This window comes from Kribbella sp. NPDC002412 (assembly GCF_053592935.1).
The window spans coordinates 51,585-65,978 of record NZ_JBSFBL010000044.1 but is presented as its reverse complement, the minus strand read 5'-3'; the positions used below and the strand labels follow the sequence as shown (position 1 = coordinate 65,978).

The 14,394-nt window shown below is 69.1% G+C and carries 13 protein-coding genes; 2 read left to right on the top strand and 11 right to left on the bottom strand.

The window, feature by feature from the left end; all coding sequences use genetic code 11:
* Window positions 1-8: 8 nt before the first annotated feature.
* The 10 genes from ACWCOV_RS30090 to ACWCOV_RS30045 form a co-directional block, all read right to left on the bottom strand.
* Window positions 9-479 carry a hypothetical protein gene (locus ACWCOV_RS30090; RefSeq protein WP_449832696.1) on the bottom strand — a complete coding sequence of 157 codons (471 nt, stop codon included), beginning with the start codon at window positions 477-479 and terminating at the stop codon, window positions 9-11.
* 10 nt (window positions 480-489) lie between these two features.
* Complete coding sequence (locus ACWCOV_RS30085) at window positions 490-951, bottom strand: hypothetical protein (protein ID WP_449832695.1); 462 nt, start codon at window positions 949-951, stop codon at window positions 490-492.
* A 148-nt stretch (window positions 952-1,099) separates the two neighbouring features.
* Window positions 1,100-1,477 (bottom strand): hypothetical protein, encoded by a 378-nt coding sequence (locus ACWCOV_RS30080; RefSeq protein WP_449832694.1) that lies wholly within the window; start codon window positions 1,475-1,477, stop codon window positions 1,100-1,102.
* Complete coding sequence (locus ACWCOV_RS30075; protein WP_449832716.1) at window positions 1,474-1,659, bottom strand: restriction endonuclease fold toxin-2 domain-containing protein; 186 nt, start codon at window positions 1,657-1,659, stop codon at window positions 1,474-1,476. Before ACWCOV_RS30075 ends, ACWCOV_RS30080 begins: the two co-directional genes overlap by 4 nt.
* 61 nt (window positions 1,660-1,720) lie before the next feature.
* Entirely contained in the window at window positions 1,721-2,617 is an 897-nt protein-coding gene (locus ACWCOV_RS30070; protein ID WP_449832693.1) for a hypothetical protein, read from the bottom strand.
* On the bottom strand, window positions 2,618-2,878 hold the full coding sequence (locus tag ACWCOV_RS30065) for a hypothetical protein (RefSeq protein ID WP_132209572.1): 261 nt from the start codon (window positions 2,876-2,878) through the stop codon (window positions 2,618-2,620).
* 14 nt (window positions 2,879-2,892) lie between these two features.
* Window positions 2,893-3,570, bottom strand: coding sequence for a hypothetical protein (locus tag ACWCOV_RS30060; protein WP_449832692.1), 678 nt, complete (start codon window positions 3,568-3,570; stop codon window positions 2,893-2,895).
* Window positions 3,567-6,320 carry an FtsK/SpoIIIE domain-containing protein gene (locus ACWCOV_RS30055; protein ID WP_449832691.1) on the bottom strand — a complete coding sequence of 918 codons (2,754 nt, stop codon included), beginning with the start codon at window positions 6,318-6,320 and terminating at the stop codon, window positions 3,567-3,569. Before ACWCOV_RS30055 ends, ACWCOV_RS30060 begins: the two co-directional genes overlap by 4 nt.
* Before the next feature lie 103 nt (window positions 6,321-6,423).
* Window positions 6,424-6,819 carry a VOC family protein gene (locus ACWCOV_RS30050; RefSeq protein ID WP_449832690.1) on the bottom strand — a complete coding sequence of 132 codons (396 nt, stop codon included), beginning with the start codon at window positions 6,817-6,819 and terminating at the stop codon, window positions 6,424-6,426.
* 7 nt (window positions 6,820-6,826) lie between these two features.
* A complete protein-coding gene (locus ACWCOV_RS30045) occupies window positions 6,827-7,024 on the bottom strand; it encodes a hypothetical protein (RefSeq protein WP_449832689.1) in 198 nt (65 codons plus the stop codon).
* A 123-nt stretch (window positions 7,025-7,147) separates the two neighbouring features.
* Here ACWCOV_RS30045 and ACWCOV_RS30040 point away from each other — a divergent pair, with 123 nt between their 5' ends.
* Together ACWCOV_RS30040 and ACWCOV_RS30035 are read left to right on the top strand one after the other, a co-directional pair.
* On the top strand, window positions 7,148-10,249 hold the full coding sequence (locus ACWCOV_RS30040; RefSeq protein ID WP_449832688.1) for a PD-(D/E)XK nuclease family protein: 3,102 nt from the start codon (window positions 7,148-7,150) through the stop codon (window positions 10,247-10,249).
* The gene (locus tag ACWCOV_RS30035; protein ID WP_449832687.1) at window positions 10,246-13,650 is read left to right on the top strand and encodes a UvrD-helicase domain-containing protein; all 3,405 of its coding nucleotides are present in this window, start codon (window positions 10,246-10,248) and stop codon (window positions 13,648-13,650) included. Before ACWCOV_RS30040 ends, ACWCOV_RS30035 begins: the two co-directional genes overlap by 4 nt.
* On the opposite strand, the gene ACWCOV_RS30030 is transcribed toward ACWCOV_RS30035, so the two are convergent.
* A complete protein-coding gene (locus ACWCOV_RS30030; protein WP_449832686.1) occupies window positions 13,647-14,216 on the bottom strand; it encodes a LysE family transporter in 570 nt (189 codons plus the stop codon). The two genes, ACWCOV_RS30035 and ACWCOV_RS30030, sit on opposite strands and share 4 nt — an antisense overlap.
* Window positions 14,217-14,394: the final 178 nt, after the last annotated feature.

Here is a 14,394-nt window from a genome sequence, read left to right as displayed (position 1 = left end):
TCCCTCCGTCAGCCGACGACCCACGGGCGCCAGACGGCGTCGTCTGGGACGTCGAGGGAAGTGCGAGGTGGGAAGGTGTGCACTCCGGCGCCGGGCAGGTACGACGCCACGACCCAGGACATCGCGTGGCTGAGAACCAGTGCCACCTCGGGTTGCGTGGCAACCAACTCGTCGAAGACAGCCCAGGCTTCCTTCGTCTGCCACTCCTCGTCCCGCACACCGGCAACACGGATGTCGATCACGCCCGTGTACCGGTCGATCGCGGAGACATCCTCAGGCTCAGGATCGACTTCCCCGTAGATGTTCGGCCCGAGCAGTACGACGATGTCGCCGTCAGCCGTCCGCGCACGCCCGCGCAACAGATAGGCGTCGTCCTTCAACTCCGCGTCGTCCACCCGCTCGAGCCCCAGCACTTCCCCCAACCACCCGGCCACAGCTACAAGCGGCTGGCCGGTAGCAAGAAAGAAGTCGTCGTCCATAGCCACCAACTCAGCCGACAACCCAGGGGCGCCAGGTGTCGATGTCCGGGTCGTCGAGAGTGGTTCCGGGTTCGAAGGTGTGGGTGCCGGATCCCGGCAGGTACGACGCGATCAGCAACTCCACGTTGTGCGACAGGAGCGCGGGTACGTCCGGAAGTGCGCCGGTCAGCGCTTCGAATGCCAGGCGGGTCTCGTCGGCCTGGGCTTGCTTCCGCTGGCGCGACTGGATTTCGACGACAACGCCGTACCCGTCCATGGCCTGGACTGCGTCGGGCTCCGGCTGGAAGTAGTTTGCGCCGATGTAGACACCGATGACGCCGTCGAACGTCCGTGCCTGGGACTTGTACTGCAGCTCGCCGGTGTCCGCCCGAAGATCTCCGTTGAACTCCAGCCCCAGAGCAGCGGCAATCTGCCCAGCCGCGTCCTCCAACGGCGCGTCCAGAGCCAGAAAGATCTCATCACTATCGGCCATCAAGACTCCTTGCCATAGGTCACGTCGGTCGTCCGCTCGCGGCTATATTCGCTCTCCTCCGGATCCGACGCCTGGAGCGACTCCGGCCGGAGAGTCCGTGAGAGCAAGTCATCCGCGACGAGAAGATGTCCTAGGTGGTAGGTATCGCTCAGCGGATGCGGTCCGCGATCTGGGCCGCGGTCAGGTTGTCGGAGAGGTCGACCGTTCGCATCGAGCCCGGCTCGATCAGGTGGAGTCCGCGCTGACCAGGCAGCACGCGACGAACGAACCACTCCGCAAACTCCGCAGCCGCTTCCACATCCGCCGGGTCCAAGGTGACCGCCTGCCCCGTCCCGCTCAACGCGACCCCGAGCTCACGTGGTCCCGGCTCGAACGGAATCAGAGCCTCGAGCGCCATCGACGACCCCTGGACCGCTCCTACCTCGATCCGCGCAGCCGGCCACCGCTCCTGCAAGGCAGCCGCAAGCTCCTCTGCACTCACCACCCAATCGGGCTCCTCCAGCGGTGCGACCAGGTACTCCGTCATGAGTCATCCCCTTGCTTCAGCGACACGTGCCCCGGAATGTCCAGCGACTGCATGCGATCCCGAAAGTATGCCGCCGCATCCTCGTCGTTCGTGATGATTTCGAGCCCTTCGACCGGGTTTCCCGTGTCAACGATCACCTCGCGGTACTTGAGCAGCATGTGGTCGTTCTTCTCCTCCGCGATCTTGCGCAGGAACGGCGGCAGCGAACTCGGCCGGTAGAAGGACTGATGCGAGCGGCTGCGGTCAGGTGCTGCCGTACTCCCCTAGATCGTCTTCGACCTCGCCTACGTCGACATCTGGCGCCGACGGTGCCGACTCGTCCGGCAGCCGCGGGTCAGCTCCTTCAATCCCTCGGAACTCAGGAAGATCGATGTCCACGACGATGGGGGCGGGGTGGTCGTCGGGGTAGTCGAAGGTGGCTTCTACGTGGGCGGGGGTGATGGTGAGTTCGGCGTGCTGCCAGGTTTGGTCTGCGGACTCGGCCATGGACGCCAGGAGGTTCTTGATCGGTTCGGTGAGGTCTACCTCGATCTGGAAGTCCTGGAGGAGGCGGTCCTCGCGTTTTCGGTCTTCTTTTTCGTTGCGTTCCTCGATGGTGAGGTCGCCGGTTTCGGCGACGGTGATCTCGATCTCGAGCTCTTCGGGGTCCTCGCGGTCTTCTTCGTCCTTCTCGCGTTGTTTGCGGAACTTCTCGAAGGCTTTGCGGGCGACAGTGACGAGTGGGGACTCGTCGTCGTCCTGCTCGGGGAGTTCGATGTCGTCGTAGCGGGCGGTAAGGCGTTTCGGGCGGCCCTTGGAGTCGCGCTCAGGGACGTCGTCCCGGCCGCGGGTGGCCTTGTTGCGGTCCGCGGAGTCGCTGGAGGGGCGGTTGGTGGTGCGGGAGTCGCCGACGAGGCGTTCGGCCCAGGCGCGAGCTTTCGGGGGCGCCATCGACAGGTAGTGGGCGGCGGCTTCGCAGGCGCGGGCGGCCGCGTCGAGTTGCTGGGCGGCGACCGTGGCGCGGCCGTGGGAGGCGGCGATCGCGGTCGCAGCGTTCTCGCGGCAGCGGTCCGCGGTGCGCTGCAGGTGCTGAACCACCTGCGGCACCTCGTCGAGGCAGTCGACCAGACCTCGGGCGACTCGCTGCAGGTCCGAAACCATTCAGATCTGGTCGGCGTAGCTCTTGCATCCGGCCGAGGCGATCTCCAGCGCCTCGGCGGCCTGCTCGACGGCCTTGCCGGCGGCGTCCAGGATCTCCGAGATGTCCCGGTCGACGCCGGTCGCCGTACCGGCGATCAGGCTCTCCACCTGCTGGCTGTGCTGGGTGAAGCGCAGCTTGAACCCGGCCAGGCCGCCGGCGGCCTGCTTGGCCTCCATCGACACCTGGTGCAGCTGTTCCTTGAGCCGCTGTACGTCGGACACGTCAACCCTCTCCCTCAACCACGCTTCTTCGGCAGCACGATCGCCGTACCGGACACGACCACGGGTACCAGGATCGCCAGCCACCAGGGCAGCCCGGCCGCCATCACCGCGACGACCACGACCGCACCTCCCCAGCCCCACCAGCGTGCGCCAGGCAGCCGCGGCAGCCCCAGCACCCGCGACGCCGCCAGCATCGTGACCGCAGCGATGGCTGCGGCCTCGACCCCGGCCAGGAACGACCGCGTGACCACCCACACCACCACGAACCCGACCAGTGTCAGTGCCGCGCTGATGGTACGGCGCTTGCGGCGCTCCTGCTCGGCCCGGGCCTCAGCGCGGACCTGTTCGAGCTGGTCGACCGCCTCACCGAGCTGCTTGGTGATCCGGGTCGCCGCCGACTCCAGGTCGGTCAGCGCACGGATCTCGGGGAACGCGATGTTCACCCGCTTGCCCTCAGCAGGCAGGCCCGCGCGCTGCAGACTGGCCGCAGCCTGTTCGGCCAGCGCGTTCAGCCGGGCCTCCACCTTGCGGCCGCGCTCGGCCATCGCGTCGGCCTCGGCGAGTGCTGTGGCCTCTGCGTTCGACTTGTGCGCAGTCACCCGGTCCTGCGCCTGCTGCGCGTCCGCTCGGGCTCCTGCGACCTGCCGGAGCGCCCGTGCGTACTCCGCCCACTGCTGCTCTTCCGTCTTCATCGCCGTACCAACTCCACCGCGCGGTCCACCTCGTCGGACCGCAGTGCGGCAAACGGTACGACGACCTGTGCCTCCGGGTGCAGGCCGTCCCACAGCAGTGCGCGGTGTGGTTCGGACGCCCAGCGCACCAGCGGACCGCAGACTGCACGGACGCCGTCCTGCGGGTGCCTGAGGAAGAGGTGCGTCGCCACGTTGGCCCGCCCGTACCCGAGCTGCTCGGTGCAGACGTGCAGCCGGTTCCACCACCCGAAGGTGATGAGCCCCTGCGACGGCCCGTCCCGGACGATGTCCTGCAGCGCGTTCGCCGGGCTCTCGAAGAACCCCTCCGCATGCAGCTGCATCTTCGGCACCCCGTGGAACCCGAACCCGAGCAGATAGGTCTCCCCACCGATCTGCCCGTTCCGCACCTGGTCGCGCAGCGCGAACAACCGCGGCGCAATATCGTCGTGCTTGTCGACGGTCTCGACCTCGCATCCCAGCTGCCGCAACGCCTGGATCAGCGCACCCTTGCCATCAGCAACCGCAGGCGACGAGTTGGTGCCGTCGACGAACACGAACCGCGGTGGGTCCACCGCGGCAGCGGCCGCGGACAACGCAAGCCCGCTCAGTACGCCGAGGGCGTCCGCCGGACCGTCACCCAGCACCAGTACGCCGGCTCCTGGCTCGGGACGCACCTCGACCGGCACCGGCGCCTCGGTGACCGCGATCGGCAGCCCGGTCCACGGCCGACCCAGCTCTGGCTTGACCGCAGCCGCGGTGTCCGCCAGCCGCGCCGGCTCGGCCAGGTGGAAGATGCGCGGCGGATGCGCCGCCTCACCGGCCCGTGTCCACAGCTCGCGCCGCAGCTCGTCCAGCACCGGCTTGTCCGCGAAGCTGACCAGCACGTGCTGGTTGTCGTCCGGCGAGCCGAAGTTCGCGTTCAGCACCGCCTCGCCACGGAACTGCAGCTCCGCCGCCGCCGTGTTCCCGCTCCGTAGGATCGCCTGCGCGTCGGCCGGCGTCGTCTTCAGCGCGATCCGGTACGGCACCTGCCCGAAGATCGAGTCCCGCTTGGTCGACAACCGCTTGACGCCCTCGATCGTCTGCGTCGCCAGGACGACGTGAACGCCATACGCGCGTCCCAGCCGGACCAGCCGCTCCAGCAACTTGGCCGCCTCGTCAGCCAGCTCGTCGTCATCCTCCAGCAGCACCTGGAACTCGTCGAGTACGACGAGGATGCGCGGCGGCCGATCGGGGCCGGCAGCAAGCTCCGCGATGTCGGCAACGTTGCCATGCGACTTGAAGATCTCACTGCGTCGCGCCAGCTCGTCCGACAGATGACGCAGTACGGCGAGACCGAAAGCACGGTCGCTGTGGATCCCGAGCACGCGCACATGCGGCAGCCAGTGCTCCCGCTCCGCCGCCGGACCGAGCGCGGAGAACTCGACACCATGCTTGAAGTCGAGCAGGTACATCTCCAGGTCTGCCGGGGCGTACCGCGCGGCGAGACCGTGGATCATCACCAGGAGCAGATTCGACTTGCCCTGCCCGACCGCCCCACCGACGAGCACGTGCGGCAGCGCGGGGTTGCCGCTGCGCAACCGCACCAGCGCCGGCGTCCGGTCGTCGTACCCGATGACTGTGCTCAGCTCGTCCTTGACCGGTTGCCACCAGGTCGAGCGGTCCGGCAACGTCCGGTCGAAGTCGATCGTCGGCAGTACGGCGATGTCCGCCAGCTCGGCCACCACGTCACAGATGCCTGCGGCAACGCTCGCGTCGAACTGCGGGTCGAGCTTCGCAGGTACGCCGGGAAGCTGAGCGACCTCGACCTTCTCACCGGAGATGGTCACCGGGGTGAGCATGTCGAGCAACTGCTTGGTGTCGACGTCGTTCTCGGGTGTCATCGACGGGTCGTGGTGGATGAGGAAGCAGATGCCCCGCTCACCACCGGTCGCGGCCAGTCGGAGCAGGTCGCGCTGGGCAAGCGTGTCGATGCCGGCTGGGTAGTCGAACAGGATGACCAGCCGATAGGGGTCGGTGACTCGGCCCGTCTCCCGAATGAGGTCCTCGAAGCGCTTGTGCCCCAGTTGTGCCTGCCTGCTGGCGCGCAGCGACGAGACATCGACCAGTCCGGACAGCACTGCGTGCAGCTGCTCGGCGGTGTGCGTTGCCCTCGGCACCAACTGCGGGTACTTCGTGGTCAGATGGCCGAGCAGGCCCATCGTCCCGGTCAGCCGCGGATCGAACGCGTCGATCCGGAGCCGGAAGGGTTCAGCAGCCGCAACCAGGCGCAGTGCGACACTCTGCAGCAGCCTTCGGGCGGACTCGTTGCGATCGGCGGTCACCCGCCAGCCGTTGGTCCGAAGCAGTGGCGCGGCGACCGGCGTACCGGGGTCTAGCTCGCCCACTCGCACGTACGACGGGATGCCTGCGCCAACCAGTTGCCGCGAGCGCCAGCGTGCGTCGTTGGGCGGTATGGACGCCAGCCCGGGCGCCAGCTTGTCCGCCAGCAGACGCGCGGTCGGCTCGGCAGTGGCCAGCGCCTCTGCCGTCTTGGCGTCGACCAGGGCCCGTGACTCGCGTCTGGCGACCGCAGTCTGTTCCTGCAGCTGACGATGCAGCTGCACGGCTCGCTGATGCTCGCCGTACGTCAGCCGACGGGCGTTCTCCAGCAGTTGCCCCAGCGCGTGTTGGAGACCGCGGATCCGGGCCTCCAGGAGCTCCGGTGAAACCGGTCCGGGCGTACTTCCCCCGTCAGGCTTCTCCGTCACGAGCACCGTCCTTCCACTTCTGCCCCGCGACACCACTTGCCTGGAGTAACCATGTCACACCACCAGACCCAGTGGTCACTCCAGGCATACCTAGTCTCACCAGTCAGTCCGGTGCGACGATTTCGAGCTCGTAGCCGTCCTCGTTGTGCAGGAAGGCGGCGTAATGCTGCGGGCCCCCGGCGTACGGGTGCCGGTCGGCGAACATCAGCGTCCAGCCGTGCCCGGCCGCCTCCGCGACGATCGCGTCGACCTCGGCCCGCCCGGCCGCGTTCAGGGCGAGATGGTTCATCCCGGGCCGGAGCCGGTCGTGCTCGCCGGCCGACATGGCCGGGCTCTGCTCGACGACCAGGTAGCAGCCGTCCGGGGCGATCCAGGTCATCCCGCCGGGCCAGCCGTCACCGTCCTTCCAGCCCAGCCTGGTGAGGACCCAGCCCCAGCTGTCCAGTGCCCGGGACAGGTCCGGGACCCAGAGCTCGACGTGATGCACCGCGGCGACCATCGGAGCATTATCTGTGCTCGTCGAAATGGTTCGTCACCGCCACCGAGACCAGCCCGGTCAGCACCAGCCAGACCAGCGCCGCGAGCAGCCACGGCCACCACTGCCGGCCCTGGGCGGCCTCGGCCACCGCCTTGCCGAACAGACCGCCGGCAGGCGCGAAGACGAGCACGAGCAGCACCCGCGCGATCGACGTCTCCCTGGTCATTTCTTCATTGTGGGAGCGGATCGCCCGGCCTGCAGAAACCTTGGCGTTTCGCGCCCCGTCATGTTTCTGTCCGTGGCAGGGTTTAGCGTCTGCGGTGGAACTTGGACAGATCGGGGGTTTGAGGTGAGCGGGACCCGGATCGAGACGACCGCCTACGGAGCGGCCGCTCTGGAGCGTCTGCAGGCCGTCGTCGCGCGGCTGAAGGGCGACGATCCGATGAAGCCTGTCACCTTGCTCCTGCCCAACAACCTGGCCGGCGTGGTCGCCCGCCGCCATCTCGCCGGGTCAGGGATCGCTGGGCTCTACCTGGCAACGTTGGAGCGCCTGGCCGAGCAGTTGGCCGCGGGCGTGCTGTCGCCGCGCCGGCCCGCGACCCGGCCGATCGTGGCGGCGACCTGGCGGACGGCGCTGTCCAAAGCGCCGGGCGTCTTCCAGGAAGTCGCCGAGCACCCGTCAACCATCCAAGCGCTTGCCTCAGCCCACAAGGAGCTCCGCGACCTCACCGATGCGGCCCTCGAGAGGGTCGCGAGTGCGTCCGCGCTCGGCCCCGATCTGGTCCGTCTGCACTGCCACGTGACGTCCGAGCTCGCCCCCGAGTGGTACGACGAGATCGACCTGCTCCGCGCGGCCGCGGCGCGGATCATCACCGATCCCAGCCTGGTCGCCGAGCTCGGCGCGCTCGTGCTCTACCTCCCGCAGGAGCTCACCCAGACCCAAGCAGCGTTCGTCGAGGCGCTGGGGTCTGCGGCGGCCGACCTCACGGTCATCGTCGGCCTCACCGACGTGCGGCGGGCCGACCGAGCCGTCCGCCGTTCCCTCGAACGGATCGGGATCGACCTGCCGTCGTCGATCTCGAAGAACTACCCGGTCGCGACCGAGGTGCTGAACGCGTCCGACGCCGACGACGAGGTGCGCTGCGTCGTCCGGGACGTGGTCGCCGCACTGCAGAAGACCCCGGCCCACCGGATCGCGGTTCTCTACTCGGCCGCATCGCCGTACGCGCGACTCCTGCACGAGCACCTCGCCGCTGCCCGGATCGAGGTCAACGGACCCGGCACCCGGCCGGTGCACGAGCGCGCGATCGCCCGGACGCTGCTCGAGGTGCTTGCGCTCGTCGACCAGGATCTGCCCCGCGCCGACGTCTTCCGTGCGCTCGCGAACGCGCCGACACGTGACTTCACCGGCGAGCGCATCCCGGTGCCGCAGTGGGAGCGGATGTCCCGGGCCGCCGGCGTGATCCGTGGCGACGACTGGGATTCGCGGCTCGCGCGGTACGCCGAGTCCGAGCGTCGTACGGCGAGCCAGGAGGAGGTGGCCGAGGACCCACGGCCGGCAGCGGTACGGCGCGCGCAGTACAACGCAGCCAACGCGGAACGCTTGCATGCGTTTGCTTCCGAGCTTCGCCGCCGGCTGGGCGCGATCGCCGTACTGGAGACGTGGTCCGAGCTGGCCGGTGGTGTGCTGCAGCTCTTCAACGACCTGCTCGGTGACTACTCGTCCCTGCCGGTCGAGGAGCAGTACGCCGCGGTCGCGGTCGAGGGGTCGTTGAAGGGTCTGTCGACGCTGGACGAGCTGGGTACGCCGGCGAGTTTGACGGTGCTGCGCGATGTGCTGGATCTCGAGCTGCAACAGTCGCTGCCCCGGGTCGGGACGTTCGGGACCGGTGTTCTGGTGGCGCCGTTGTCGGCGAGCGTCGGGCTGTCTGCGGACGTCGTGTATGTCGTGGGGCTGTCGGAGGACCTCTATCCGGGGCGGGTGCACGAGGACGCGTTGCTCCCCCATCGGGTCCGGGAGGCGGCGGCGCCCGAGCTGGCGTCGTTCCGGGATCGGTTGGACGAGAAGCAACGGCATTTGCTGGTCGCGTTCTCGGCGGGGTCGCGGAAGGTGGTGGCGTCGTTCCCGCGGGGCGATCTGCGTCGTTCGTCGCGGCGACTTCCGTCTCGGTGGTTGCTCGGGACGATGCGGTCGTTGACCGGGGACCACGCGCTCGCCGCGACCGAGTGGGACCAGGCCTCGTACGGCGATCGGCTGCTGACCTCGGCGTCGTACGCGGGATCGTTGACGACGGCAAGCATGCCGGCGACCGAGCAGGAGTGGCAGGTCCGGGCGGTGTCGGCGCAGTTGTGGCTCGACGACGAGGTCGTGGTCCGGGCGCGGGAGCTCTTGCGTGGGCGGGCGAGTAACGCGTTCACGCGATTCGATGGCGATCTGTCCGGGGTGTCGGGTCTGCCGGAGTACGCGGTGCAGGATCGGATCGCGTCGCCGACGTCGCTGGAGGCGTACGCGACCTGCCCGCATGCGTACTTCGTCGAGCGGCTGCTTCAGGTGGAGCCGCTGGAGGCGCCGGAGGACCTGCTCGTGATCTCGCCGATTCAGGTGGGGAACCTGATCCACAACAGCCTGGACGCGTTCGTATCGCGGTTGGCTGGTTCGCTGCCGTCGTACGGCGAGGCCTGGTCGGCCGAGCAGAGGTCGTTGCTGCTGGCAATCGGTGCGGATCTGGCCGATCAGTTCGAGGCCGAGGGGCTGACCGGGCATCCGCGGTTGTGGCAGCGGGAGCGGTTGCGGATCCTCGGCGACCTGATGGTGCTGCTGAACGACGACGATCACTGGCGGGCCGACCGGGACGCGTCGGTGGTCGCTTCGGAGCTGCGGTTCGGGTTCGACGGTGAGCCGCCGGTGGAGATCCCGGTCCCGTCGGGGCGGGTGCTGCTGCGCGGCAGCGCGGACAAGGTCGACCTCGGTCGGGACGGGACGATCTACGTGACCGATGTAAAGACCGGAGGCTTCTCAAGGTACGAGGCGATCGAGTCCGATCCGGTGGCGGGTGGGACGAAGCTGCAGTTGCCTGTTTACGCGTACGCCGCGCGCGCCCGGCTGGGTGAACAGTCGACACCGGTCGAGGCGTCGTACTGGTTCGTCCGGCGCGGTGGCAAGCGGATCCCGGTGCCGCTGACGCCCGAGGTCGAGGCCCGGTACGTCGAGACGCTCGACGTGATCGTGTCGTCGATCGCGGCCGGGTACTTCCCGCCAAAGGCGCCCGAGGTGCCGGACTTCCTATGGGTGCAGTGCCCGTACTGCAACCCGGACGGGATCGGGCACAGCGAGGTGCGGGCACGGTGGGACCGGAAACGGCTCGATCCGACGCTGTCTCGCCTGGTGCGGCTGATCGACCCGGGTGCGCTCGCGGAGGCCGGCGATGACCTCGAGGGTGGCCGGCGATGAGTGAGTTCTTGCTGGACAGTGCGGCTCGGGAGCGGATCCAGTCGGACACGTCGGCGACGTTGTTCGTCGAGGCCGGGGCCGGGTCGGGGAAGACGCACGCGCTGGTCGACCGAGTGACCACGTTGGTCCTGCGGGACGGCGTACCGCTGCGGACGATCGCGGCGGTGACCTTCACCGAGAAGGCCGGGGCGGAGCTGCGGGACCGGTTGCGGGTCGAGTTCGAGAAGGCCCGCAAGGGGCCGGCCGGGAAGCTGGCGGACGCGGCGCTGGACGATCTGGACTCGGCGTCGATCGGGACGCTGCACGCGTTCGCGCAGCAGATCCTGCTCGCGCACCCGATCGAGGCCGGGCTGCCGCCGCTGATCGACGTACTGGACGAGGTGGGTTCGTCCGTCGCGTTCGAGGAGCGGTGGGCGGAGCTGCAGCAGCTGTTGCTCGACGACGACTCGATCGCGGAGCCGCTGCTGCTCGCGATGGCGGTCGGGGTTGAGCTCAAGCACCTGCGGTCGCTGGCCCGGCTGTTCGGGAACGACTGGGACTTGATCGCCGAGCGCGTGTTGGTCGATCCGCCCGAGTTGGTGGCGATGCCGGATCTCACCGGACTGGTCGCGGCGGCCGCGAAGATCGGCGGGATCGCGGAGTCGTGCCTCGACGCGGAGGATCGCCTGCTGCCGAAGGTGCAGCAGATCCGTGAGCTCGGGGTGATGCTGGACGCCGCGACCGACCAGGAGACGCAGCTGTCGATTCTGCAGACGCTGCGCGGGCTGAAGGTCGGCCGGATCGGGCGCAAGGAGAACTGGCCGGACATCAACCGGGTGCGCGGCGACTGCACCGAGGTCGTGGAGGTCGCCGGATCGCTCGTCGAGCTGCTGCTGGACGCTTGCCTTCGGCATCTTTCCCACTGGATCGCGGAGCGGGTGCTGGAGTCGGCGGAGTTGCGGCGGGCCGAGGGGCGACTCGAGTTTCACGACCTGCTGGTCCTTGCACGTGACCTGCTGCGGCGGGACGCGTCGGTGCGGTCGGCGTTGCAGGAGCGGTTCGAGCGGCTGCTGCTGGACGAGTTCCAGGACACCGATCCGATCCAGATCGAGCTGGCGGTGCGGATCGCGGGTGGCGCCGAGGCGTCGGCTGAGGACTGGCGTGAGGTGGAGGTGCCGGAGGGCCGGCTGTTCGTGGTCGGGGACCCGAAGCAGTCGATCTACCGGTTCCGGCGGGCGAACATCGCGACGTACCTGACCGCTCAGGACCTGCTCGGCGAGACGGTCGCATTGACCACCAACTTCCGCACGGTGTCGCCGGTCCTGGACTGGATCAACGCGGTGTTCGGGTCGCTGATCCAGCCCCAGGAGGCGGCCCAGCCGTCGTACCAGGCCCTGGCGCCCCATCGTGCCGGTCCGTCCGCGGACTCTCCCCGAGCCCCCGAGCCGCAACCGGCCGATGTCAGCGGCGACCAACTCTCACTGCTCGGCGACCTCTTCGACTCCGTCGACGAGCCGGTGAACGACCTCGCGACGGTGCTTCCCTTCCGGCGCGCCACCTCTGACGACGCCACCCCTGTCGCCAACTTTGACTCCTACGACGAGCAGCTGTCAGGTCCGGCCGTCACCATCCTCGGCGCCGAGCCGCACGACGACCTCCCCCGCGCGCAGGCGTCCGTCCTCCGCGAGCGCGAGGCGATCGACGTCGCCGCCACCATCGAGCAGGCGTTGACCGACGGCTGGCTGGTGTACGACGACCGCACCCGCGGCTGGCGTCCAGCGGCAGCCGGCGACATCGCCGTACTGGTTCCGGCCCGTACGTCGCTGCCCTTCCTCGAAGACGCCCTCGACCGCGCCGACATCCCCTACCGCGCCGAGGCCAGCTCGCTCGTCTACCAGACCGCGGAAGTGCGCGACCTCCTCGCCTGCGCCCGTGCCCTCGGCGACCCGAGTGACCAACTCGCCCTCGTCACCACCCTGCGCTCGCCGCTCTTCGGCTGTGGCGACGACGACCTCTACGTCTGGAAGCGATCCGGCGGCTCGTTCACCCTGACCGCGCCGGTCCCCGACTCGCTGCTCACTCATCCGGTCGGCGAGGCGATGGAGTGGCTGCGTCGTACGCACTACGCCGCCCGCTGGATGACTCCGAGCGAGGTGCTGGCGAAGATCGTCGCCGATCGCCGGATGCTCGAGGTCGCCGCGATCGGGCCGCGGGCGCGGGACGCGTGGCGCCGGGTGCGGTTCGTGGTCGATCAGGCGCGGGCGTGGTCCGAGGTGGAGCACGGCGGTCTGCGTTCGTACCTGGCGTGGGCCGCGCACCAAGGCGAAGAGGCGTCGCGAGTCGCCGAGGCCGTCCTCCCGGAGACCGACGCGGACGCCGTACGCGTGATGACGATCCATGCCGCGAAGGGCCTGGAGTTCCCGATCGTCATCCTGTCCGGCATGACCGCCGCGCCGAACCGGCAGCGCGGTGTCCAGGTGCTCTGGCCGCCGGACGGCGGGTACGCGGTCAAGCTGAAATCGTCCGTGCAGACCGAGGACTTCGACCTCGTGCAGCCGGTTGACGAGCAGATGGACGACTACGAGCGCCGTCGCCTGCTGTACGTCGCAGCCACCCGGGCGCGCGACCACCTGGTCGTGTCGCTGCACCGGTCCGGCAACCGCCGCCACTCCAGCAACGCCGAGCTCATCGCGTCCGCCGGAGGTGTCGAGGCACCGCACGCCACGCTCTTCGACAGCCCACCTCCGGTCGAGCGCGAGCCGCGCTCGTCGGCCGACGTCACGCCGCCGATCGCCCGTACCGATTGGGAGAACCGCGTCGCCGCCGCCCGATCCGCCAGCCGGCAACGCTCGGCCCAGAGCGCCTCCGGTCTGGAAGGAACCGGCCCGGACGTCGCGTTGGCCGACGTCGATCCCGGCACGGCCAAGGCAGCCCGCGATCTCGAGCTCCCGCCGTGGTCGAAGGGCCGTTACGGTACGGCGATCGGTCGTGCAGTGCACGGTGTCATGCAAGTCGTCGACCTGAGCACCGGCGCCGGGCTCGACGCCGCCGTCGCTGCCCAGTGCGTCGCCGAGGGAGTCCTTGAGTACGCCGACGTCGTCGCGGCGCTGGCGCGGTCCGCTCTGGCATCCGACGTGGTGAAGCGGGCCGCCGTACGCGAGCACTGGCGTGAGTCGTACGTCGGCAGCCTGCAACCGGACGGCACGATCCTCGAGGGCTTCGTCGACCTCATCTACCGCGAGGACGACGGCCGTCTCGTCATCGTCGACTACAAGACGGACGCCGTACCCGCAGCCGCGTTGGACAACCGGGTCACCTACTACGCGCCGCAGCTCCAGGCCTACGCAGCCACGATCCCGAACTCCGGGACCCCGGTGCTGCTGTTCCTGAACCCGGCCGGCGCCGTCGAGCGTTTGCTCTAGGCAACCAGTCGCAACGCCAGTACGGCAATCACGACACTCGAACCGAGCGCGGTCAGCAACCGTCCGCGGTGGCCGGTCAGCACACGCCCGAGCAGCGCGCCACCACCGGCGAGTAACAGTTGCCAACTAGCCGAGGCCACGAACGCCGCCGCGACGAACACTGCGCGCTCAGCCGCGGTCATCGAGTTGGATCCGCCTAGCACCAGGGCGGCGAAGTAGATCACGGTCATCGGACTCAACAGCGTCATCCCGAGCAGGCCGACGTACGCCTTCAGCGCACCGACTGGCATCTCCTGCGCGATCCCGGTCAGCCGCTGCGCCCGAGACCGCCGTACCGCTCTCACCGCGCCGGTCAATGCGAGCGCTAGAAGCACCACGACCGAGACCCACCGCAACGGCACGACGATCGGCTCGAGCAACGGCGCCAACGCCGAGCCCGCAACCGCGGCCACCAACGCGTAGATCCCGTCTGCCGACGCGATCCCCAACGCCGCACAGGCCCCGACCCGCCACGAACTCCGCGCAGTCAACGCCACCAGATAGGTCCCCACGGGCCCGACCGGCATGGCAATCCCATACCCAGCCAACAACCCGGCGACCACCACCCCGATCACAACACGACCGGAACAGCCCCCCAACCACGGCCCACCTGCTGCTGCGCCGAAGCCGCCCACCCAGCAGCCCGCCGCAACAACATCACTCCAAGGGTCGTGTCCATACCCGCATCATCAGCGCCGGTCCCGA

What these genes read in the sequence shown, in the direction of transcription:
- ACWCOV_RS30090 (WP_449832696.1), bottom strand. Translation starts at nt 479, where the DNA reads ATGGACGACGACTTCTTTCTTGCTACCGGCCAGCCGCTTGTAGCTGTG.
- ACWCOV_RS30085 (WP_449832695.1), bottom strand. Translation starts at nt 951, where the DNA reads ATGGCCGATAGTGATGAGATCTTTCTGGCTCTGGACGCGCCGTTGGAG.
- ACWCOV_RS30080 (WP_449832694.1), bottom strand. Translation starts at nt 1,477, where the DNA reads ATGACGGAGTACCTGGTCGCACCGCTGGAGGAGCCCGATTGGGTGGTG.
- ACWCOV_RS30070 (WP_449832693.1), bottom strand. Translation starts at nt 2,617, where the DNA reads ATGGTTTCGGACCTGCAGCGAGTCGCCCGAGGTCTGGTCGACTGCCTC.
- ACWCOV_RS30060 (WP_449832692.1), bottom strand. Translation starts at nt 3,570, where the DNA reads ATGAAGACGGAAGAGCAGCAGTGGGCGGAGTACGCACGGGCGCTCCGG.
- ACWCOV_RS30050 (WP_449832690.1), bottom strand. Translation starts at nt 6,819, where the DNA reads ATGGTCGCCGCGGTGCATCACGTCGAGCTCTGGGTCCCGGACCTGTCC.
- ACWCOV_RS30045 (WP_449832689.1), bottom strand. Translation starts at nt 7,024, where the DNA reads ATGACCAGGGAGACGTCGATCGCGCGGGTGCTGCTCGTGCTCGTCTTC.
- ACWCOV_RS30035 (WP_449832687.1), top strand. Translation starts at nt 10,246, where the DNA reads ATGAGTGAGTTCTTGCTGGACAGTGCGGCTCGGGAGCGGATCCAGTCG.
- ACWCOV_RS30030 (WP_449832686.1), bottom strand. Translation starts at nt 14,216, where the DNA reads ATGCCGGTCGGGCCCGTGGGGACCTATCTGGTGGCGTTGACTGCGCGG.